Genomic DNA, 25,002 nt, shown 5'->3' on the forward strand with positions numbered 1-25,002 from the left:
ATTTATTAAAATAACTTTATCATTTGCTAAATATCCGAAATTTAAATCATTCTCAAGATATAAAGTTTTTATAGATGTTTTATAAAGCTAAAGATTAAATAACTTTAAGGTGCAACAGGAATTTTACGTAGAGTATGGGCAAAAATAATAACAATTAAACTATTCTATTTTTTTGTATTAGATATTGTAAATTTTACCTGATAGGTTTAAAACTCTCTGTGAAACTTTACTGATTACTGCTTTTTGAATTCTTTGTACATTTGATAAATTTCTGGTAAGCGTTTGTAAATTACAAATAGTTTTCGATACAGCTTGCTGGGAAGATGAGGCATTCCCGAAACCATTTCTCCTGCCGCAACATCATTAATAATGCCCGTTTGAGCGGTGGCGATCGCACCATCGCCAATTGTTACCTGATTGGCTACTCCTACCTGTCCTCCTAACAACACGCCGTTGCCTACCGTTACGCCTCCTGCAAGTCCTACATAAGCGGCAAAGGCACAGTTTTGACCTATCTGACAGCCATGACCAATCTGTACTAAATTATCTAGCTTTGTATTGCGTCCAATTCTGGTTTCACCTACCGCAGGACGATCTACAGTGCTATTGCAACCGATTTCCACGCCATCTTCTAATACCGTGTGTCCCGACTGCTGCATTTTATACCAGCCCTGGGAAGTAGGTACAAAACCAAAGCCTTCCGCACCGATTACCGCACCGCTATGAATGACACAGTTAGCACCAATATGACTGCGTTCGTGGATGGTACAGTTAGCGTGAAGTACTGTATTTTCTCCAATTGTTACATTAGGATAAATAACTACGTTGGGATGGATACAGACGCGATCGCCGATCTTTACACCGCTTTGAATTACGACATTGGCTCCAATATAAACATTTTTACCTATACGAGCATCGGTTGCGATCGCTGCAGACGGAGCAATTGCTGGTTCTGGTTGAAAAGGACGGTAAAATAGGTCGATAACTCTAGCGAATACGAGTCTCGGTTCTTTAGTAGCTATCCAGGCAATGTTTCTTTTGCTAGCTTGTGTTTGCAAAGATTCATCATTAGGTAAAATTAAGGCACTAGCAGCAGTTTCGGTCACTAAATGAGCGAATTTTCCCCCTTCGATATAACTGAGGCTGCCATATGTGGCACGCTCTACAGCAGCAATATCAGTAATTTCGGGATTTAAATCGCGACCGCGCAGGCTAGTCTTTTCAAGAGCTACATCTAATTTATCGACGATTTCTTTAAACTGCACTTTTTAACCTTAGTAGTTAGCATCTTAATCATAATTTGAGTTAGAGAGAGGGGCGATCGCTCTTAAAATTATCTAAATATAGTACATAAAAAATCAAATTAATTTTAAAAGATTTCGACTCAATCCAGTCTATTGATTCAGATTTATTTATTTTACTACTAGCAAGACGCATTCATATCTAATACTTTTCAATATTGATGCTTGAAGCTTATAACCATTCAATTTGAGAAAAGTTATTAAAATAATAATGGCTCGAACCTTACTGCCTGACACATAAATAATAGCGATAGCAATCTAAATTTACAAATAACCCATGAAGAGATCGCGCGAGAATACAGCAACATAATTCAAAATGTTTACTGTATTAATATTTCAAAAGCTGAAATTTAGCGATTGCAAATTTAGTTAAATAAGGCAGTTTTTAACTTTTAATTTTTGATTTTCTCGTAGCGATACTAGTCTAAATCTAAAATTAAAGAAGGCATTAACCTTTGTAAGTTCTTTAACGATTTACTTTGCCAGGGAATTTCTTCTGACCCAATAACAGACATTTTAACATTTTGTTGTTTGCGAACATTAATTACAAATTTTGAAAGTATGTTTATTCCAGAACTATTCAAAAAATCCAGCTCTTTAAGATTTAAGATAATAGTTTCTGGTTTGGTTTCTATGACTCTGTTTAGTAGTTCGGAAATTAATGTATATTCTTTAGTTCCATTTAAACGCAGCGTTCCCCGAAAGAAAACAGTTTGTTTGCTTTTATCATAAACTATGTGATAGGTATTAGTTTTGATTTCCATTGCTCTCTCATTTTATAAATATAAATAAATTGCGATTAAATTATAGTCAGCCTGTCAATAATTAAATACGATTTTAAAAAAAATGTCATATTTTATTGTTTTTATTAAATTTGTAGTTGAACCATTGTTGTTACACCTATTTCTTCAAACTGTCGCGTAAATTTTTCAAACTTCCAGCCAAGTTTGGCATTATAATCGTTAACCATAGTTAAAAAGCCTAACCCTGAATTTTCATTATTTTCATCAATAGCATTCTTTTCCAAAATATATAAGTACAACTCGTCTGGATCTGAATTAAGAAGTTTTTGAATACAGGCTTGGAAATTATTAAAATCCTGTTGTCTGAGGCTATTAGTAGTTTGAAAAATAATTCGGTCGTAGTTAAGATGAATTTGGATACTGATTGGCAACTCTGATTTTTTGTTACTGTATTTCACGGCATTTTCTAGTAGTTCATTAGCGATATAACTAACAGCACTTTTGATTTGCATTTGTTTTTTTAAATTGCTTGCGCAATTATCTGTATTGAGAAAAAAAGTACTCAAATAATCTGCTAAAAAATCTGCTGACAGACAATTATTTCGCCATCTTTTCTGTAAAGGAATCGAACTTGGAGAAAAGCTAAGTATTAAATATTCTTGACTAGGGGGCAAATGACGCAAAAAATCTCCGAATATTGTAGTCATAAATCAGTCCAAAAATTATTTTGAATATAAAAATACATTTTTTTTATCTTTTTTTTATAACAACTAAAGTAATATCATCATAAATTTTATGAAAACCAATGTGCTTTTTAACATCGTCAACAACAATTTGCCGAATATTTTCTGCAGAGCGATCGCAGTTATTCTTGACTATTTGAGATAATTTTTCCAGTCCATATTGTATTCCCAAGTCATTTTCTGCCTCAGTAATACCATCGGTATAAAGAACTACAACATCTTCAGGTTCTAATTCAATCTCAACTTGAAACACAAATTCTTCAATAGTTACTTCTAATCCAATAGGAAAACCGAGATCGATTGTATCGATTCGTTCTAAATTGCCTCCAGAACGAATTACTAAAATTTCTTCATGTTGTCCGCTTAATTTTAATTTTCCTCCGTGAAAATCTACCAAACATAAAGAAAGATATTTATCCGAATTCATTCTTTGAATATTTTTATAAATGGTACGATTGAGAATTTCTAGAAATTTTTTTGGATCGGTTTGATTGCTTTCCATTAAGGTACGTACTGCTGTTTGAACCATAAGCATCAAGACACCACTTTCTAAACCATGACCAGTAACATCTCCTATGGCAATTTTGAGCTGTCCGTTATTTTGTAAAACATCATAATAATCGCCTCCAACTTCATCTGCTGGTTCCATAAATCCAGCAATTTCTAGTTCTTTAATGCTATTTAATTCTTGTTCTTTAGGCAAAATCATTTTTTGCAAACGTTGACTAATTTCTAGTTCGGCACTGAGTCGACTATTTTCTGCTGTTAGAAGCTGATTTAATTGAGTAATTTGTGTATTAGCTTCAGCAAGTTTGCTTAAATAAAGAGTTTCTCGATCGCGCAACTTTTTTTTATTTAAACAGGCATTAATTCTAGCTTTTAATAATACAGAGTTAAATGGTTTGGGCAGATAATCTTCCGCTCCCATTTCAATACATTTGACGACGCTATCGATTTTATCTAAGGCTGAAATCATGATTACGGGAATATGCTGCCAATTACTATGACGAATCCATTGGAGAACTTGATAACCATCGATTTCTGGCATCATAACGTCAAGTAAAATCAAATCGTATTGTCCTTTTTGAATCATCTCTAAAGCTTGACGACCATCAGCTGCTGTAGCTACTCGATAACCTTGAGCCTCCACCTGACGAGACAGCAAATCGCGATTGGCTTGACTATCATCAACAATTAAAATAGTGTCTTGGCTAAGTTCTTCGTGCCGATCTGCAATATATTCTGGCGCATCTGATAAATTCATTGTTGATAAATTATCATTAATGGCTATCGAAGTAGAAGATTGTACCTCTTCATACAGTTGAATTATGTTTGCAATTTCGTTTGATAGATGTGAAGCCGCAGTGCAGATTTTATTTAAGTCTTCACTATAATTAATAGAGTCAATATTTGCTGTATTCAAGAGTTTTTGACAATAATTAATTACCTGCTGAGTTGGTTTTTGTAATTCTACTTGTAAAGTAGGATTGGCAACAATTGTTTTGAGGGCGTAAGTATCGCCATTTAGTAGTTCTGGATTGAGAAAAGTATTAACTAAATTCAGTAATTCTTTACCACAAAGACTAATTTCGGTTAAATCTGTTACCACCTTCGGATCTGTTGTTGTTGCTTCTAAATCTTCTAAAAGCATTTCACTGTAACCCACGATCGCATTGATTGGATTGCGTAATTCATGACGCAGATGGGCGAGTATCGATAATTGAGATTGAAGATCGGTAGACATTAAATGATAGAGTTTAACTTTGGGGTAAAAAATGCAGGATCTTGTCAATCAAACGATTTAATTCAATTGGTTTCGTATCGTAGTCATCGCATCCAGCTTCTAGAGCTTTTTCGCGATCGCCAGCCATCGCATGAGCAGTCAAAGCAATAATTGGAATCGATTGCGTATTGGGATTGGCTTTGATAGTTTTAGTAGCTTCCCAGCCATCTAAAATTGGCAAACTCATGTCCATCAATACTAAATCGGGACGTTCGGAAATTGTCATCGATACCCCTTGAGAGCCATCGAGTGCCATAATTACCTCATATCCTCTACGTTTCAACCGACGCGAAAGCATATCTCGATTCATTTCGTTATCTTCAACTAACAAAATTTTCGTCATCTATTTACTCCTATTTGCTAACTATGATGATTGAGAAGATAAAATCTTTATTGAATGACTGCGAGAAATAGCTTCTGATAAAAGATGATGGACTTCTGATAACAAAGTCTCACGTTCGTAAGAGCCTTTTTGAAAAATTTTTGTCACCTGTCCAGATAATTTTTGCCGCTCTTCGTTAGTAAGTTCCCTTGCTGTCAGCACAATTGTTGGAATCGATTTGTGTTGTTCTTGAAGTCGCAGTTGATGAATTAATTCAAAACCATCCATGTCAGGCATCATTAAATCTGAAATAATCAATCCAGGATTGTGTGTATCAAGTGCTTCCAATGCTTCTAGACCATTAGTGGCTTCTATGACCAATAAATTCTCTTTTTCTAACTGACGGCGTAATATTTCTCTAGTTTGAAAATCATCTTCTACCAGTAAAACTACGTTTGAAGACGATTTTGGTCGATATTTATCTAATACTGCTACTAAATTTTTCTGTTCGATTGGTTTGAGTAAATAATCTGAAGCCCCTAGAGCATAGCCTAAGTTGCGGTTATCTACCATAGTCATCATAACTACTGGAATATCGGCAGTTGTGGGCTCGGCTTTAAGAGCGGTAAGTATCGACCAACCATCCGTTTCAGGCATCATGACATCGAGAGTAATTGCTTGAGGTTTAGTTTCCTTAGCCAGACGCAAACCTTCCGTACCGTTAGAAGCGGTTTGAACGTTAAATCCCTGTTTTGTTAAGAATTTTTCAAGTAGATCGTGAATAGTTGGATCGTCATCAATTACCAAAATTGTATCCTTCTGAGATCTAACGGGATCGATTTTTGAAACAGTAGCTTGCTTCAAAACCTTATTTTTTGTCTGTTCGTTAATTTTTTCTACATGAAGTGGCAATTGAATTGTAAAAGTAGAACCGCAATCTACTTGACTAGTAACGTTAATATCTCCTCCCATCATTTGACAGAATTTTTTGGTAATTGCTAACCCCAAACCAGTTCCACCATATTTGCGGGTTGTCGAAGCATCAGCCTGAGTAAAAGCTCGAAATAACTTAGCGATTTGTTCTGAATTCATGCCAATACCTGTATCGCTAATTTGAAAACTTATCCAATCTTTAGTATCAATAATGTAACGGTTGACTTTTAAAGTAACTTTGCCTCGTTCGGTAAATTTACTCGCGTTACTCAATAGATTAAATAAACTTTGTTTTACTTTAGTAACATCAGCATGCATTACTCCTAAATCTTCGGAAAGTTCGACCGTCAAGGTATTGCCATTTTTATCTATTAGAGGAGATATTGTAGATACTGTTTCTCGAACAAGATCTCTAACATTAAAATTTTCTAAATAAAGCTCCATACGACCAGCTTCAATTTTAGAAATATCGAGAATATCATTAATTAGATTTAAAAGATGTTTTCCCGCACTGCGAATTTTGTTGAGATCGGGTATAAAATCATCTTGTTCTAAGTCTTCTGCTTCTTCGATTAACATTTCACTATAGCCAATAATTGCATTCATGGGAGTCCGTAATTCGTGACTCATATTGGCAAGAAAAGAACTTTTAGCCTGATTGGCATTTTCTGCTTCTTGGCGTGCTTCATCCGCATCGATAATACTTTGGGCGAGTTCTGCCGTGCGCTCTTTAACTCGAATTTCTAGTTGCTCTTTTTGTCTTACAAGCTGACTTTGAGCCTGTTGTAATTTTTTCAGAGTACTAGACAGCTTGACAGTGCGTTCGGCTACCCGCTTTTCTAGTTCTTGATTGAACTTGAGTAATGAGGCTTCTATTCTTTGTCTTTGTAAAATCTCTTGCTTGAGTATTCTATTTTGATCTTCTAAAGTTCTGGTTAAGTTGCGTAACTGTAGCTGAACTCGAACTCTTGCCAATACTTCATCTTGCTGAAACGGTTTGGTAATATAGTCAACTGCACCTAGAGAAAAACCCTTAACCTTGTGTTCTGTATCAGATAAGGCTGTCATAAAAATAACGGGAATATCGAAAGTTGAGGGGTTATTCTTTAGACGCTTACAAGTTTCATATCCATCGATACCAGACATCATAACGTCAAGTAAAATCAACTCTGGTTGATGATACTGAAGTTGTTCTAACGCGCTTTCTCCATCTATGGCTACAGCTACTTGAAATCCTGCTTTAGTTAAAGTTTCGGAAATAACTTCCAAATTATTAGGATTATCATCTACAACTAAAATGCCTTGAGGAACTGTACTTTCGGTCATAACTTATCGCCTTTTTGTAGTTGAAACAGAAGTAAAATTTTAATCGACGAGCTATTTTGGCTCTCCAAACTGTTCGATAAATTCTCTTAATTGACGCAATTTGAAAGATTGAGTTAGTTTGCGTATATGTAAACAGAAAACAACATATTTAGAATCTAGTTGTTCGATGCGATCTATTTCTTTTAATATGTCGTTGACTAAACCTTTGCGGCTAAGGTCTGCAAGCAAAGAAATTTCTTCAGAAGGCGGAGGAATAATTTCATTAAGATCGATTCCAGTTAAGGTTGTTTTATTCTGTTTTGTTTCTTGTTGTTTGTCTTCGTAAATCCACTCGATTTTAAGATTTTCCTGTAATGCTGCTAATAAATGATAGGCTTGAATTGGCTTGGGTAAAAAGGCATTGGCACCTGCATCTAAACTTTTTTGCTTATCGCTACCAAATACACTAGCAGAAGAAACTATTATTAATACATCTTTTCCTTGAGGAGCGGAACGCAATTTGGCAATCATTTCCGAACCATCCATTACTGGCATAGATAAGTCAGTAATTACTATATCTGGTCGAGCTTCAGCAAATTTATCTAAACCCTCCTTACCGTTTTCGGCTTCAATTAATTCAAAGCCAAGCGGGTTGAGTAAATTGACAATTACGGAACGATTTTCCCAAAAATCGTCTACTACCAAAACTTTGTGTTTTTCTCCTTTATAACCAACTATATTTTCTCCCTGGAATGAGTCATAGTTTTCAATCCAATTATTTGTTTCTGGTAGTTCTATTTCAAACCTAAAAGTACTTCCTTTACCTAACTGACTATCTACTTGTAGTTTACCACCCATTAACAATACAATTTGCTGCGTAATTGCTAATCCCAAACCAGTTCCTTCAGAACGTTTTTTAGTATCTCCTACTTGCTCGAAAGGCAAGAAAATCTTGGTTATATCTTCCGAACTAATCCCAATACCGCTGTCTTCTACTTGAAATAAAATACGATGAATTTTAAATTCTTCTGAATCTAGCATTTGCTCTTGATTATTAACAGCAAAGGTGACTTTTCCTCGTTCTGTAAATTTAATCGCATTACTGAGCAAATTAATTAAAACCTGCCTTAAAAGTTTTTCATCGGCTTTAACTCCGACAGGAAGATTGCGATCGCATTTATAAACAAAATCAATTCCTTTTTGTTCTGCTTTAATTCGACAAATTTCGACTACACCTTGAATAAAAGACGGAAAATGCAGTTCTATTGGATGCAGTTCCATTTTTCGCGCTTCTATTTTAGAAAGATCGAGAATGTCGTTAATTAAAGTGAGAAGATGAGAACCACACTGGTTAATAATTTCAATTCCTTTTTTTTCTTGTCCTTCAATTTTTTTCGATCGCTGGAGAATTTGGGCATATCCCAGTATGCCGTTAAGAGGAGTTCTTAATTCATGACTCATGTTAGCCAAAAATTCGCTTTTAGCCTGATTGGCAGAATCAGCAAATTCTTTGGCTTCTTTTAACTCTGTTGTTCTTTCTTCTACACGACTTTCTAAAATTTCGTTGGTTTTAGCCAGAGTATTAAAAGACTCTTGTAGCTGTTGTGCCATAAGGTTAAAAGAACGAGCGAGTACCCCTAATTCTTTAAACCTCGATTCTTTTACTTTCTGGTCTAGTTTCCCATCGGCGATCGCTTCGGAAGCTCTATTTAGATCTAAAATTGGTTGTGTGATCCAGCGAGATGTATAGAGTCCGAGTATAATTGCCAATCCTAGAGCTAATAAACATAACATAATTGTCGTGCGGGTATTGGCATGAATTTCTGCCATAAAGTCAGCTTCTGGTACAGTTACCACCATCAGCCAATCTAAACCTAATTCATCTTCCCAGGGAGTTACTTGGACAAACTGACGCTTGCCTTCGATAAAAAACTCTAACTGCTGAGGTTTTTGAATGTTATTTAAATCGTTAAATTGCTCTATTAGATGCCGAGCTGTAGCTCGTACGAGAGGACCCTTACTTTCTGTAGCCTTTAATCTTCTAGGTTTCTCATTAACTACAGTAAATGGTTGCTCGTCAGCCGAACTGCCAATTAGTAAACCATTTCTTTCTATAATAAAAGTCTTGCCTGATTCGCTGATTTTTAAGTTACGTAAAAAATGACTGATCTGTGAAAGTTGTTGTTCTGCACCAATTACGGCGATAAGGTTGTCATTTTGGTCGTAAATAGAACGACTGACAGCAATTGATAAATTGAACGGTGGAATTAACCAGTTGTAAACAGGACTCCACAGTAATTTACCACTTTCAGCTTTAGCAGCTTCTGTGTACCAACCTTCATCTTTAGCAATAAATTCTCCACTATCGAAAATAATTTCAGTGCGTTTTCCTTGAGAATCTACTGCCCAACTGTAGAGATGATTACTCCCATCATAACGTGCTGGATAAACCTCATCTATAGTAATACGCTCATCACCAAAAAAATGACCTGCGGCTAGATAATTACCTGTTTCAAATCCGAAAAGAATGTAGCCTATCTCAAATAAATTTAGTTGATTCCAAAAAAACTGCCCTAGTTGTTCTTGGTCTTGCAAGTCTAATATGTTCATCTCAACTGCGTCAGAGCTAACGCGAACAACTTGCTGGGGAATTGCCATGTAGCTATCAAGGTGCTGATCGATTCTTTGACTTACTTCTGTACGTAATTTGCCAGCTAAATCGTTAACGGCTTTTTGACCATTACGTAGTGAAAGATAACCTGTTATTCCTACGGCGACTACGATTTGTAAAATAAAGGGAATAACGAGTATCAAGTTGAGAGAAATTTTTCGGGAGTAAGCTGGAGAATCGGAAGTAAGCTCCGACGTTTGTTTTAACAACATAATATATATGTTTCTATAAAAAGTCTTGCATAAGCCGTTAAAAATAAAGTTCCCAAATTTAACCAAACAATTTCAGTAGCTCAAAAGTTTTTTTGAGCATCAAAGACTTTTTATAAAGATTTTACCGAACCCTCTTAAGTTTCAAAGACCATCAACCCATGTCTTAGCTTTAGTTTAAATAAACTACGAAACGATTCTCACGAAAAACTCACCAATTTTGAGTGTTACCAAGTAAATTGGAATTTTTGACTGTATTTTCTTGCTTTTCGATTTATTACTGAATTTATTTTGTTTTAGCGATTTTTGTACTTTTTTCCTGCTAAATTAAGTCCGAGTATTGACTTAATTTGAAAACGTAGAAGCAGTAAAACTATTACGGACACAATACAGAATAAGTAAAGTGGATAAGCCACTAGTTCAAAAGACCAGGATTTGAGAGCAAAAAGGTTAACAGTGTGTGCGAGAAGAAATACTAGCCAAGGTAGAGGATCTTCTGACTTTGGTTTGTAGTAAGATTTTCTAATTGTAGGTAATGCTCCTAGAAAATCAATCGCTATATTAAGGGAAAGCGCAATGAGGGGAGTTTGATACCACCACCATAGAAAAAGGCTCATTCCAGCACCTAATAAACAGATGCGGTCGAAGTTATTCCAACCTTTTTCTCCGTAACTGAGCGCAAGTATAGCGATAATAAAATGCCCAATTGCCAAACAAGCTGGAACCCATATGGTGCTAGTAGCTCCAGAAGAATAATAGCTGGCAAGAAGTATAAACCCCACAATTGTCCAAATCCACCAGGTGGTTCTATTCGGTTGAGTTTTACCTTGGTATATTGCTGTTAAATAAGGGACAAAACCAAATATGGAAATAATACCTGCAACTATTCCAATTACTGCTTGCCAGTCATTCATACTTAAAAAGTATAGAGTAGATCGTTTATATCTTTTTTAGAAATTTAAATTGCATTGGGAAAAGGGTACAAGGTATATATCCCTCGTACCCCATATACTTAACTGTATTCAGAAAAATGCTTCATTATATCTCTTAAAAAAATTTATTATTTTTTATTCTTGTTTTTATTAAGCCAGAATCAAATCTGCTTTTTGAGTCTGATGACTCACTTCCAAGCATTCTTGGTATATTTTTCTAAATAAACTTTGCTGTAACTCCACAAAAGATTTAAATCCTTCTAGTATCCATTCGTTAATTTGCTCCTCAGATTCAGGTCGATTGGGGGCTATCATGTTAAGTGCATTTAACACGTGGATAAAATGTCTGGCTTCTGCGCCAGTACCTTCATATTTGCCGTGAATAACAACATAGCACCAAGGATCGTAGCGGTGTCCGCCTTCACGAATTCTAGTAGCGGAAGTTTCATTACGGAGGTAACGGTCAAAGCCAATTCCTTTGTTTTCATGACGAATAATCATGTCAATTAAGGCGTATTCGCGATCGCCAAGTAATTCAGAAGCAGCATGAAACCCCATTGCTTTAATCAAAGACTCTGCATTCCCAGGAGTCCCTTGATACTTATCCATAGTTTCTCTAACGATTTCTTCTAACCAAGTTGGAATGGTAGCCATTTGATTGCGCTCTCCTGTAGAAAGCTGTGCATAGTCTCCCGCAGTCTTTAGCAATAATTGAGCTAGTTCGCGATGAGTAATTTCGTATGCACCTTCATCAGATGCAGCAACCATAACTTCAGCAGAAATTTGAAAACCTCTATCTGCTTGTTCTGTATCGAAAGTGTTGCGATCCATAAATAAGTAACGAGACATTGCAATAGAGCTTGCCAAACGAGCAATTACTGAAGAAGCATAGCCATTAAAGTAACAATATCTTTGCAAGAATTTATAGAAAGAAGTTGGATTTTTAGCTGCTAAACGTACTGTAGAAGATACTGTACGATCTAGTTGTGAAAAATCAAACAATTCATTGAAATAATTTTCAGTAAATAATGTCATCTTGCTACCTAATAATTTAAAATTGATATTTTTTGTTTGTTGCTGTAATCATTATCGAATAAGTTGGGATTAAATATTGCGATCTAACTAACAAATAACTAGTGATCTAGATCGCACCAAAATCGCTAGCTTTATAGTAAAACTTTAACTATTTTTTTTAAATTAAAGGTAGCAAAAAAACAACTAACAAAAAAGAAACTTTATAAAAATACAATAGCAATATTTAAATAAAATTACTGAAAAATTAATTTTATCATAAAAAGCTTTGATTAAGGTTAGATGATTTAATTTATTGTTTCTGTAAAAATTGAATAGTTGTGCGATCGCGATCGCAGTTACTTAGCGATCGCGATCGCAATTGAAATTTACTAGTTAGTTGTTAAAACTAAAATTTTTTGACTTCAGAATGTAAGTTTATGCAATATTTAATAAAATCGCGTAATTTTGCTATTCACAAATTGCCGATTTTTTTTGCACAATCAGGTAAAAACTATAATTAATATTTAAAAAAATATGGACAATCTAGATTCTACTAATAATTTATTTCAGCAATCGGTTGCTTTAGAATCTGCAGTTAACTACTATGACGATGTGGCTAACTTATTTTTAGAAATAAACTCAGCAAATAATCGGCAAAAATTAGAAGCTAGAACAAAACTATTAACTGTAGATCGCGATTATTATTTCGATCGCTTAACTGGCTTACCAACTTACGATTTATTAGTCAAACACATTATTAAATCTATTTCTATTGCTAGAGAGCAACCTGATTTCATTTTTGCTGTTTTATTTTTAGATCTAGATCGATTTAAGTCTATTAATAATAGTTTTGGTAGAATTTTAGGCGATCGCCTGTTAATTGCTATAAGTCAAAAATTGACTGCATGTCTGCGTTCTCAAGATTTTATTGCTCGTATTGGTAGTGACGAGTTTGCGATCTTACTGAATAATATTAAAAATGTTGATTATGCAACTAACATTGCCGAACGAATTTACAGAGAATTTATTATTCCTTTTAATCTTAATGGTTGCGATATATTTGTTGAAGCTAGTATTGGTATTGCGATCGGGCATAAAGATTACCAACAACCCGAAGATTTATTACGTGATGCTGAATTAGCAGTTGCCGATGCCAAAAAATATAATCGCACTTGTTACCAAGTATTCGATCGCTCGATGCACGGTGGTGCAGTAGCTCGTTTACAATTGGAAAGCGATTTGCGTTGGGCAATTAAACGTCAAGAACTTTTATTATATTATCAGCCAATAGTTTCTTTAATAGATAATCAAATCAATGGTTTTGAGGTATTAATTCGTTGGCAACATCCCGTTCATGGTTTGGTATCTCCCGCTAAATTTATTCCCATAGCTGAAGAAACTGGATTAATTCTTGCTTTAGGTTCCTGGGTACTAAGTGAAGCCTGTCAACAAATGCGAATATGGCAGACTCAGTTTAAAGAAATCGCTCATTGGAAAATTAGTATTAATATTTCTAGTAAACAATTAGTACAATCTGATTTTGCACAACAAGTCAAACAAATTTTACAAGAAACCAAACTCGATCCTCATAATTTAAAATTAGAAATTACTGAAAGTTCGTTAGTTGAAAACACCCAGCATACACTTGCCATATTTCAAGAGTTAAAAAGCTTGGGCGTACAATTTTCTTTAGATGACTTTGGCACTGGCTATTCGTCTTTAAGTTATTTATATCAATTTCCTTTCGACACAATTAAAATCGATCGTTCTTTTATTAGTAATATAGATAGCAATAGTGAAAAACTGAGAATTGTCCGTTCTATTATTACTCTGGCTCGAAGTTTGGGTATGGATACGATTGCTGAAGGTATTGAAAGCTTCGAGCAATCGGCTCAGTTAAAAGCTTTAAAATGCCAGCATGGTCAAGGTTATTTGTTATTTCGACCATTAAATAGAACTGCTTTAGAAGCATTTATTGTTAATGAATTAACTAACAATGTTCAAAAAAACGTAGATAACTATCGTGCTTTATTAGAAGAGCAGATTTCTAAAGATACACTATTTTCTCAAATCGAACGTTTACAGCACGAACTAGAAGATTTGAAACAAGAAAAGGTAGATCTAGAAATTATGCTTGAAACTACTACCGAACACGCTGATTTAATTCAATTTCAATTACATCAAGAAATAGATGAGCGTCAAAAAGCAGAAAACGCTTTGCAGCAAGCAAACCAAACGTTGGAAAAACTTAGTGTCATCGACAGTTTGACCCAAATAGCCAATCGTCGTCGATTTGATGATTATTTACTCGCAGAATGGCAAAAATTACAAATAGAGAAAGATCCTCTCAGTTTAATTTTGTGTGATATCGATTATTTTAAACTTTATAACGATAAATACGGTCATCTTATAGGCGATTATTGTTTACAGCAAGTCGCTTTAGCAATTGAAGGCGTAGTACAAAAATATTCAGGTTTATTAGCTCGTTATGGAGGAGAAGAATTTGGAATTATTTTACCTGATACCAGTGGAATGGACGCATTTGAAATTGCTAAGGAAATTAGAGCGGCAGTTCACAATCTCAAAATAGCTCATCAAAAATCGACTGTGGATAAATATGTTACTTTAAGTTTGGGTATTTATAGTATGATTCCGACTGTTGATACTTCGCCAGATTTATTAATTGCACTAGCAGATAAAGCACTTTACGAAGCCAAAGATTTAGGAAGAAATCGTGCTTATTTATTAAATTTCGGTAGCTTCAAAGAGTAACAATTCTGGTACTAAACTTGAAAGAAATTAAAACGACTCAGTCAGAAAACCAAGCCAGACATTGCTTAATCTGACGAGCGCGATTTAAAATACTCGATTCAAAACGCATATATAGTCATTTCAAATAGAAACCGTAGGAGAATATGTACTGTTTTTTTATTCTTATTCCTTATTACCTATTACCCATTACCTCGAAACGATAATTTAAACCACAAGGAAATTAATTGGAACGACTATAAAATCGCCAAAATGCAACCAAATATTGCTGCTGTGGTCGATAATTATTTGGCTTTTAGGTTTTTCTCTTATTTTTTTAACTCGAACTCAATTTCATTTACTAGCTTCAATCTGTCGAGAAGTTGCTCGAAGAGCTTTGACGCAATAGCAAGTATTTTTAACTTACTTTAACTGCATAAATTTAACTAGCGTACATATCTAATATATAGATAGTATTTTTGGTCGTATTAAGACTCGTACTTAATTGCTATAAAAATCATTAGTGCAATTAAGATTAAAAGCTATTCTATCGTCTAACGCAAGCCCGAATTTCCTCATAACTAAAAAAATTGTAGACTTTGGGAGTTTTTTATGTCTCTTGATATTAGTAAGTTTCGTGGTTCTAGCAAAGTAGCCGATCTATCTAAAGCGGTTAAATTTGAAACTTGTGATGGTAAATCCGAAGATTGGCGCGATTGGTTATCGGGTCATGTGTTTATTGTGGCACCATATCATCGAAAAGATGACCTTCACTTGTTTAGCGGTGAAGGTGTAATTATTGATTTCAATCTAAAATGCGATGGAGGCAAAATAAAAGTCCGCAGCCAAAAACTAACAACTTGGGATAGTTTTTGGCATCAAGTACAATTATCACTTGGCAAGCTACTGCCAAAAGCATTTTTTCCTGCCAGAATTGGTCTTTTGGGAGTCTCTGAAATAGCCAATACGGGAGTCGTCAATATGGACGGTAGGCTGATTCTAACCGCAGATGCAGGACGTTACTGGGAAGTAGAGCCAGATACCCTAGAAACCGCTACGCCAATAGGATATTTTGACGAACACATCGTTTCGGTTCCCCTATCATTTTTTCCAATGGTATCTAATACCGCTCACCCTTTTTACGATCGCGATACTAAAGAACTTATTAGCTGTGAATTAAAGGCTAAACCCCGTCCTGGAAAATTATTTACCGACATGATTAGTGCGGTGTACATTACTAAATGGGACGGCAACAACAAAAAATCTAAAGACCCACACAATAAAGGTATCAGACACTGGGAATTAGAAGGAACAATTCTCGATGGTAGCCCTCACACCGCTATAGTAACGGAAAAAGTGGTCATGATACCAGATATGCCCTTCCAAATGGGTCTATCGACTTTATTAGGGCTAAAAATTCCGCTGCAAAAATCTTATCACAAGACACAAATTTATCTCGTTGACCGCGAAGAGCTTAAAGACTCGGTTGATAAGGTGCCATCGCGTTTGCTAACTTTTGAAGGAGATAGCTATCATTTTTTATGCAACTATCATCATCGTGAAGGAAAAATCAATTTGGTTGCCGTACAGCAAGCAACTATAAGTCTGACTGAAGCTATAGAACCAGATGATGTCCGTCACTTTAATGGCGAACGCTACCAAGATCGAAACTATCATGGCGTACCCTGGATGTTTGCTTTCGATCCTGGAGTGTTAAGAAAAGTGGAAATAGAGGAAAAAGACGCTCGGTTAGTCACAGAAGAAGCTTTCTATCATCCTGGTTGGTTTTCGACCATGCTGCACACTGCCGATTCGCGTGAACTTTATACCACAACAGGTTATTCTGCTATCTATCAAGTATATGCAGGTTATTATCGCGATTTAATCTGTCGTCGCCAGTACCTTAGTTTTCGCGATCGCCGAAACAGAATTCTTCAAGATAAAGAACTACCTCAACAAGATCTGCCTTCGGTTTTGGCAAAAGTTCCATTGAATTGTAATTGGGACGATCTTAGTGACAAAATAAAAACAGAAACAGAACAAAATCCCGACACACCTGTAGCCGAGATTGGCAAGGAATTACTCGATTTTTATATTTGCCCAGAAGGTTACGTTCTCGATAGCGTTCAGTTTATTCCTCAAGGCGAAGGATATATTTTTGCTACGATTTTAAACTTGGGCGATCGCAACAGTCCAGATGAAGCCTGGTTATTTGCTGCCAATTGTCTTCAAGACGGTCCAATTGCCAAGCTCGATCTACCGATAAACTTTGGTTTTACTCTGCATTCAGAGTATTTTGACAGTATTTCCCAACGGACAACTAAATATAACGTGAGTAGATTTAAATCTGCGATGCGAAGCTTGGTAAAAGTTCCGTACGAATATATTTTCAATCAGCGTAATGACATTCTCAATCGCAAAGTGAATTGATATACAGTATCACTCGGTCGCATCAGATACATTATCTATATTTGTGACCCGTTTAGAAACCACTGTATATTTTTATAGAGAGTGTTTTCGAGTGGATGGATACCGCCTTAGCCTCTCTATTTGTGATTTAAGATTAGTTGGCTAATTATGATAACTCTGACAGGCTACCAAATTCTCGCTCAAATTTATGCCAGCCTCAACTCAGAAGTATATCGAGCCACGCGTTTGGCTGACGGTCGAGCTGTTATTCTCAAGGTCTTAAAAGACTATCCTACCGCTCGCGAACTAGCTCGCTACAAACAAGAATACAAAACTATTAACAGCCTTAATTTTGACAGCGCGATTGCCCGAAGGGCAGCGGCAGAGCCGATCGCGGCTTATAGTTTGGAAACATTTCAACGAACTGTAGCGATCGTGCTGGAGGATTTTGGAGCGATATCTCTCAGAAAATTACTGGAAAAACAACCTCTTACAGTAAAAGAATTTTTGCCGATTGGGATCGAGATAGTCGCAAGTTTAAAACAGATTCATGCCGCTAAAATCATTCACAAAGATATCAATCCTGCTAATATCGTCATTAATCCCACAACCAGACAAGTTAAAATCATTGATTTTGGACTGGCAACGATACTCAAGCAGGAAAATCCTGTTTTAAAAGCTCCCCAGGTAATTGAAGGCACTTTAGCTTATATTTCTCCCGAACAAACGGGAAGAATGAACCGTAGTTTAGACTACCGTACCGATTATTATTCTCTGGGTGTAACCTTCTACGAACTACTTACCCAACAATTGCCCTTTCAGGCAAACGATGCCCTCGAATTAGTCCATTGCCATCTGGCAAAACAACCCCTATCTCCTCACGAACTAAATCCCAATATTCCTCCAGCAGTTTCTAACATTGTCATGAAGTTAATGGCAAAAACTGCGGAGGAACGATATCAGAGTGCCGATGGGATTAAATTCGATCTAGAAGCCTGTTGGAATCAACTATCAACTACGGGGAAAATTGTCGATCTGGCGATCGCTTCTAGAGATTTAGTCGATCGGTTTCAAATTCCTCAAAAACTATATGGAAGAGAGCGAGAAATTGCTTCGCTGCTAGCAGCATTTGAAAAAGTTGCCTCGGGAGCTAACTCATCTCCACAACTGACACTGGTTACGGGACATTCTGGTTTGGGCAAAACAACTCTAGTCAGGGAAATCTACAAACCGATTACCCAAAAACGGGGTTATTTTATTGCTGGTAAATTTGAGCAATTTCAGCGTAATGTTCCTTATTCTGCTGTAGTTAGTGCTTTAAAAGATTTAGTCAGACAACTTTTGAGCGAGAGCAATACCAGTTTAAAGCGATGGCGCAAAAAGCTATTAGCGGCATTAGGAAGCAACGGACGAGTAATTGTCGATGTTATTCCCGAAGTGGAACTAATTATCGGTCGGCAACCAGAATTGCCACAGCTAGGAGCGACAGCAGCGCAAAACCGCTTTAATTTAGTCTTTAAAAGTTTTATTCGGGTCTTTTGTGCTTCAAAACATCCTTTAGTTCTTTTTTTAGACGATCTGCAATGGGCAGATACCGCCAGTTTAAAACTAATCGAACTAATTACCCTCGATACCGATTTTAAATACTTATTTACCATTGGCTCTTATCGAGATAATGAAATCGATCCTACCCATTCTTTGCAGTTTACTTTGCAAGAGCTGCACCGTGAAGGAATAGTAATCGAGCGGATTAGTTTACAGCCTCTCTCTGGACATCAAATCGCACAATTAATTAGCGATACACTTAACTGCAAACCAAGATCGGTACGCTCTCTTGCTAAATTAGTCTGGCAAAAAACTCACGGTAATCCTTTTTTTATTAATGAATTTTTAAAAAGTATCTATTCTGAAAATTTACTGTTATTTGAGCCTGTTGAAATTTCTGTTAGCAATGCTCGATCGTACAGTGGTGGTTGGCAGTGGAATCTCAAACAAATCGAACGGATTGGCTGCACTGACAATCTGGTGAAATTTATGATTGACAAGATGCAGAAATTGCCTCAGTCTGCTTTAGAAGTTTTGAGTGTGGCAGCCTGTATCGGTACGGAGTTTGACATAAATATACTTTCAATTATATGCCAACAATCGGCTGCGGAAATTTTTGAATATTTAGTTCTGGCGATCGATGCAGGTTTGATTATTCCTCAGTCGGACTTAAACGAACAGCTATTAATTCAAGATTATAAATTTGCCCACGATCGCATCCAGCAAGCAATTTATACCCCAATTGAAGTAGAAAAAAAGCTGGCGATTCATTTAAAAATCGGTCGCTTATTGTGGCGACAGACTCAACCCCAAGATCTATTAGAGAAAATATTTAAAATTGTCGATCGCCTTAACTTGGGATGGCGACTGGTAAAAGAAGGCTCGGAATTAAAGGAAATTGCTCGACTAAATCTACTGGCAGGGCGTAAGGCAAAAGCAGCCAACGCTTATGAAGCCGCACTTAAATATTTAAAGATCGGTCGGGAACTCGCAAACGATTGGCAGACAAATTACGATTTACTGCTGGCTTTGCATTCAGAAGCCGCAGAAGTAGCTTTTTTAAATGGCGATTTTGAGGAGATGGAACATTATGTCTCAGTAGTACTGCAACAGGCTAAAACTTTGTTGGATAAAGTTAAAGTCTATGAAGTTCAAATCGAGGCATATCAGTCGCAAAATCAAGATCTAGAGGCAATTCAAATGGCTCTGCCCATGCTCGATGAACTGGGCTTTATATTGCCATCATCCCGACAGAAAGAAATTCAGCGAGAGTTAAAACGAGTTCGGGCAAGTTTGGCTGACTTGCAGATTGAAGATTTAATCGAGCTACCACAAATAAGCGATCCAGAAAAACTAGCCGCCATAGAGATTGCAAGCTCGATCTTTTCTTCAATTTTTGTTGCCGACTCTCAATTGTTACCTTTGTTAGTTTGCAAACAGGTAGACCTATCGGTTAAATACGGCAATACTTCCTTGTCAGCTTTTGCTTATGTAAATTATGGACTTATTCTATGTGGTGTGTTCGATGAAATAGAGACAGGCTATCAGTTTGGCAGACTGGCGTTAAAGATTGCCGAGCGATTTGAAAGTAAAGAACTCATTCCCCGAATAACTGCCGTATTTTCTACGACAATTAGTATTTGGCAAGAACCCCTTAGAAATTCATTAACTCCGCTGCAATCTGCCTATCAAATTGGCTTGGAAATGGGAGATTTATATTATGGAACTTCCTGTGCCTATCTCTATTTATTTCATTCATTTTTTAGTGGCAAAGAGCTTAACGAACTAGCTTCAGAAATAAAAGTCTACGAGCTGGCTCTAAGCAAACTAAAACAACAAAATACCCTCAATTACCTCAAAATCTACGGACAAGCTGCCTTCAATTTAATTGATGTAGTCGATAATCCAGGTTGTTTGCAGGGAGAACTCTATGATGAAGCAACCATGCTGGAGCAACATTTGCAAGCTAACGATCGCTACGCATTATGTGCTTTGTATGTAAATAAATTATACTTATGTTATTTGTCTGGCGAATACGAACGGGCGATCGCCTATTCTGTCGAAGCTCAAAAGTATTTAGATGGTGCCACAGCAACCTTACTCATTCCTCTGTTTAATTTTTACGATTCACTAGCCCAACTTGCAGTTTATCCTGACGTTTCTAGTCGGCAACAGCAGCAAATTTTAGCCAGAGTTGTTACCAATCAGGACAAAATGCAGCAGTGGGCGGCTGTCGCTCCTACAAATTTCGCTCACAAATTTTACTTGGTAGAAGCCGAACGACATCGAGTTCGAGGCGATTGTGTTGAAGCAATGAGCTTTTACGAACTAGCCATAACTCAAGCAGCAGAACACTACTATATCAACGAAGAAGCACTCGCTAACGAACTAGCAGCAAAATTCTATTTAGACTGGGAGAAAGCCAAAATTGCCAAAACCTATCTGCGTGAAGCCCACTATCTTTATTCTCGTTGGGGAGCGGGAGCAAAAACTAAAGCTTTAGAAGCTCAGTATCCTGGATTTATCTTAGAAGCTGCGGTTGCTGTTTCAATGAGCGAGCGATTGAGAACGACTACCGAAACTGATACGGGTTCTAGTTCGGGCAAACTTTTAGATTTAGCGACCATCATGAAAGCCTCCCAGGCTATCTCTAGCGAGATTGTTTTAGATAAGTTGCTAGCTACCCTGATGAAAATTCTCATTGAGAATGTAGGAGCGCAGGTAGGCTATCTGATTTTAGAAACTGAGGGACAACTTTTTATTGAGGCTTTTGGTTCGGTAGATGAGACTAAAATAACTACTTTAAAATCTCTCGCCATCGATCGCTACTTGCCTACCTCAATTATCAACTATGTCGCTCGTACCAATAAGACCGTGCTGGAAAATGATGCGGCTCATCGAGGTAATTTTACTAACGATTCTTATATTAAAACCCATCAGATAAAATCTTTGTTGTGTGCGCCGTTGCTCGATCGCGGTCAACTTAAGGGAATTGTCTATCTAGAAAATAATCTGACCGTAGGAGCTTTTAATCAAGACAGACTGAAAATTTTGCAACTGTTGTCTGGTCAAGCAGCGATCGCCATTACCAATGCCAAACTGTATCGAGAGTTGGAAGAAAATCAAAATCGCTTGTCTCAATTCTTAGAAGCGATGCCAGTTGGGGTATCGGTTCACGAACGTTCTGGTCGCACTTATTATGCCAATCAAATAGCTAAAGAGTTGGCAAAGGCAAGTAATGCCTCGGCAGATACAACCACAGAGGAATTGCCAGAAATCTATCGAGTTTATCGAGCGGGAACGGAACGGTTATACCAGAGCGAACAGTTGCCCATCGCCCGCGCCCTGGCTGGAAAAGCGGCAAAAAGCGACGATCTCGAACTACACCTCCCAGATAAAATTTTGCCTTTAGAAGTTTCTGCTACGCCAATTTTTGATGAAACTGGCAAAGTCAAGTATGCGATCGCGGCATTTCAAGACATCACCGAGCGCAAACGCTCTGAAGCCGAGAGAATTAGCTTTACCAAAGAGCTAGAGCTTAAAAATATTGCCTTGCAGCAGGCAAAAGACAAATTAGCTCAGTCGAACCGCACTCTCGAACAAAAAGTTTTAGAGCGTACTCAAGAACTCTCACAAACTCTAGAAATTCTCAAAGCTACACAAGCCGAACTAGTCTTTGAAAACGAATTGCTCAAAACTGCTGAAGAATCGGCTTTTGACTATCAAGTAGGAGGCAGTTTGGCTATGGATTACCCCGCTTATGTGGTGCGTGCGGCAGACCGCTATCTCTATAAAGCATTAAAGCGCGGCGAGTTTTGTTACATACTCAATTCTCGACAGATGGGCAAATCCAGCCTGATGGTACGTATGATGCACCATCTTCAACATGAAGGAGTCAGTTGTGGCGCGATCGACCTCACCCGCATTGGTAGCGAAAATGTTTCGGTTGAAAGCTGGTATAAAGGCTTGGCGGTAGAGCTATGGCGTAGTTTTGGTTTGCTGAGAAAGGTCAATTTAAAAACCTGGTGGCAAGAGAGAAAAGATATTTCTGCTATTCAGCGGTTGAGTCAATTTATTGAAGAAATTTTGCTCGTTCATGTCGGTCATCAAAACAACGCTACACAAAATATAGTAGTTTTTATCGATGAAATTGATAGCGTTTTGGGGTTAAATTTTCCAGTTAGCGACTTTTTTGCTTTAATCCGTTCCTGCTATAACCAACGGAGTATTAATCGGGAGTATCAACGCTTGACTTTTGCTCTGTTTGGAGTTGCGACACCATCAGATTTAATGACTGACATTAAAACAACTCCTTTTAATATCGGGCAGGCGATTCAACTCGAAGCATTTAAAGAACATGAAGCTCGACCTTTATTGCCAGGTTTGATCGAGAAAGCTACCAATCCTCAAAAGGTACTCAAAGAAATACTGGCTTGGACTGGGGGTCATCCTTTTTTGACCCAAAAACTTTGTAAATACATTAGTAGTGCTTCAGTTCCGATTCCTGCCAACAGAGAAGCTGAATGGATCGAAAATCTCGTGCGAACCAAAACGATCAATAGTTGGGAATCGCAAGATGAACCAGAGCATTTAAAAACTATCCGCGATCGCCTTTTTAATAGCTCGCAATCAGTTCGGTTGCTCGAACTCTACAGACAAATTTTGCATCGAGGTGAAATTGTTGCAGTTGACAGTGCGGAAGAAAAAGAATTGCTATTGACGGGTTTGGTAGTCAAACAAAATGGAATTTTAAGAGTCCAAAACAGAATTTACAAATCGATCTTTACTCAGTCTTTGTTAGATAGCCAAAAGGTTTCATAAATATAGAAACATCGAGCATAATTTCAATTAGCCTATAGGTATAGATAAATCTTTGTCATCAAATCGATCGCGTGGAGGGAGAAAAATATGAGTATCGCAACCATAAATCCGACAACGGGAGAAACTTTAAAAACTTTTGACCCTTTAACGGATAGAGAAATTGAAACCAAACTTGCTTTGGCTGCGGAAGCTTTTGAAAAACATCGTCAAACTACTTTTCAGCAAAGAAGTCAGTGGTTAAACAAAGCGGCAGATATTTTGGAACGAGACAAGCAAAAATTTGCCCAGATTATGACCACAGAAATGGGCAAACCTTTTCAGGCAGCGATCGCCGAAGCCGAAAAATGTGCTAAGGTATGTCGTTTTTATGCAGAGAAAGCCGAGGAATTTCTCGCTGATGTTGAAATTACTACCGATGCCAGTAACAGCTATATTTCCTATCAGCCCCTGGGAGTTGTTTTGGCGGTAATGCCCTGGAACTTTCCTTTTTGGCAGGTGTTTCGCTTCGCCGCACCAGCACTGATGGCTGGCAATGTGGGCATTCTCAAACACGCTTCTAACGTGCCTCAGTGTGCTTTAGCAATTGAGGAAATTTTACAACAGGCTGGTTTTCCCGAAGGAGTATTTCAAACTCTATTAATCGGTGCCGACAAAGTCGAGGCAATTATCAAAGACGATCGCGTTAAGGCAGCAACCCTTACGGGTAGCGAACCAGCAGGAGCTTCCTTAGCATCGGCAGCAGGCAAACAAATTAAGAAGGTAGTTTTAGAATTAGGCGGTAGCGATCCTTTTGTAGTTTTAGAATCTGCCGATATTGAAGCTGCTGTAGAGACTGGAGTTTCGGCAAGAATGCTTAACAACGGTCAATCCTGTATTGCTGCCAAACGCTTTATCGTTGCCGAGGCGATCGCCGACAAGTTTGAAAAACTGTTTGTAGAAAAGTTTGAAGCTCTCAAGCTAGGCAATCCCATGCAGGAGGATACAGATATCGGTCCTTTGGCTACCGAAGCAATTCTGTCGGATATAGAACAGCAGGTAGCAAAAGCCGTAGATAACGGAGCAAAAATTTTAATCGGTGGTAAGGCTCTGCCAGATAGTGCTGGTAATTTTTATCAGCCAACTATTTTAACCGAGATCGATCCAGATTCAGCGATTGCTAGAGAAGAGTTTTTTGGTCCCGTAGCTATGCTGTTTCGGGTTAAAGATATCGATGAAGCGATCGCTTTGGCTAATAATATTCCCTTTGGTTTGGGAGCCAGTGCTTGGACTAACGTACCAGAAGAACGCGATCGCCTGATAAAAGATCTTGAAGCTGGTTCGGTATTTATCAACGGCTTGGTCAAATCCGATCCTCGTCTGCCTTTTGGCGGCATCAAACGTTCTGGTTTCGGGCGCGAACTAAGCAGCCAGGGAATTCACGAATTTGTCAATATTAAAACTGTATGGATTAAGTAAAGGCAGAGGGCAGAGGGCAAACAAGTCGAAAAATAATCTCCCTGCTCCCTGTCTTGGTCAGCATTCCC

13 protein-coding genes are annotated in these 25,002 nt (G+C 37.3%); 4 read left to right on the forward strand and 9 right to left on the reverse strand.

Annotated elements, in window-relative coordinates; translation table 11 throughout:
• Positions 1 to 233: 233 nt before the first annotated feature.
• From lpxD to KV40_RS07785, 9 genes are all read right to left on the reverse strand, one after another.
• Positions 234 to 1,265, reverse strand: coding sequence for a UDP-3-O-(3-hydroxymyristoyl)glucosamine N-acyltransferase (gene lpxD, locus KV40_RS07745; RefSeq protein WP_036479615.1), 1,032 nt, complete (start codon positions 1,263 to 1,265; stop codon positions 234 to 236).
• Between the two features lie 455 nt (positions 1,266 to 1,720).
• On the reverse strand, positions 1,721 to 2,065 hold the full coding sequence (locus KV40_RS07750) for an STAS domain-containing protein (RefSeq protein ID WP_036479617.1): 345 nt from the start codon (positions 2,063 to 2,065) through the stop codon (positions 1,721 to 1,723).
• 104 nt (positions 2,066 to 2,169) lie between these two features.
• Entirely contained in the window at positions 2,170 to 2,610 is a 441-nt protein-coding gene (locus tag KV40_RS07755; protein WP_253274191.1) for a DUF6272 family protein, read from the reverse strand.
• A gap of 184 nt (positions 2,611 to 2,794) precedes the next feature.
• Complete coding sequence (locus KV40_RS07760; protein WP_036479622.1) at positions 2,795 to 4,531, reverse strand: SpoIIE family protein phosphatase; 1,737 nt, start codon at positions 4,529 to 4,531, stop codon at positions 2,795 to 2,797.
• 13 nt (positions 4,532 to 4,544) lie between these two features.
• Positions 4,545 to 4,913: a response regulator gene (locus tag KV40_RS07765; protein ID WP_036479625.1), complete on the reverse strand. Its 369-nt coding sequence runs from the start codon at positions 4,911 to 4,913 to the stop codon at positions 4,545 to 4,547.
• A 21-nt stretch (positions 4,914 to 4,934) separates the two neighbouring features.
• Positions 4,935 to 7,151 carry a response regulator gene (locus KV40_RS07770; protein ID WP_036479627.1) on the reverse strand — a complete coding sequence of 739 codons (2,217 nt, stop codon included), beginning with the start codon at positions 7,149 to 7,151 and terminating at the stop codon, positions 4,935 to 4,937.
• A gap of 51 nt (positions 7,152 to 7,202) precedes the next feature.
• The gene (locus KV40_RS07775; RefSeq protein WP_036479630.1) at positions 7,203 to 10,013 is read right to left on the reverse strand and encodes an ATP-binding protein; all 2,811 of its coding nucleotides are present in this window, start codon (positions 10,011 to 10,013) and stop codon (positions 7,203 to 7,205) included.
• Between the two features lie 293 nt (positions 10,014 to 10,306).
• A complete protein-coding gene (locus tag KV40_RS07780; protein ID WP_036479633.1) occupies positions 10,307 to 10,924 on the reverse strand; it encodes a hypothetical protein in 618 nt (205 codons plus the stop codon).
• 168 nt (positions 10,925 to 11,092) lie between these two features.
• Positions 11,093 to 11,977 (reverse strand): hypothetical protein, encoded by an 885-nt coding sequence (locus KV40_RS07785; RefSeq protein WP_036479636.1) that lies wholly within the window; start codon positions 11,975 to 11,977, stop codon positions 11,093 to 11,095.
• A 513-nt stretch (positions 11,978 to 12,490) separates the two neighbouring features.
• Here KV40_RS07785 and KV40_RS07790 point away from each other — a divergent pair.
• The 4 genes from KV40_RS07790 (at position 12,491) to KV40_RS07805 (ending at position 24,934) form a co-directional block, all read left to right on the forward strand.
• Positions 12,491 to 14,728 carry a diguanylate cyclase domain-containing protein gene (locus KV40_RS07790; protein ID WP_052055462.1) on the forward strand — a complete coding sequence of 746 codons (2,238 nt, stop codon included), beginning with the start codon at positions 12,491 to 12,493 and terminating at the stop codon, positions 14,726 to 14,728.
• Positions 14,729 to 15,316: 588 nt separating this feature from the next.
• Entirely contained in the window at positions 15,317 to 17,134 is a 1,818-nt protein-coding gene (locus KV40_RS07795) for a carotenoid oxygenase family protein (protein ID WP_036479638.1), read from the forward strand.
• Positions 17,135 to 17,281: 147 nt separating this feature from the next.
• Positions 17,282 to 23,479: an AAA family ATPase gene (locus tag KV40_RS07800; RefSeq protein ID WP_036479641.1), complete on the forward strand. Its 6,198-nt coding sequence runs from the start codon at positions 17,282 to 17,284 to the stop codon at positions 23,477 to 23,479.
• Between the two features lie 66 nt (positions 23,480 to 23,545).
• Positions 23,546 to 24,934 (forward strand): NAD-dependent succinate-semialdehyde dehydrogenase, encoded by a 1,389-nt coding sequence (locus KV40_RS07805; RefSeq protein WP_256381116.1) that lies wholly within the window; start codon positions 23,546 to 23,548, stop codon positions 24,932 to 24,934.
• The last annotated feature ends 68 nt before the right edge of the window (positions 24,935 to 25,002 follow it).

Origin of the sequence: Myxosarcina sp. GI1, assembly GCF_000756305.1 — a bacterium.
Classification (GTDB): domain Bacteria; phylum Cyanobacteriota; class Cyanobacteriia; order Cyanobacteriales; family Xenococcaceae; genus Myxosarcina.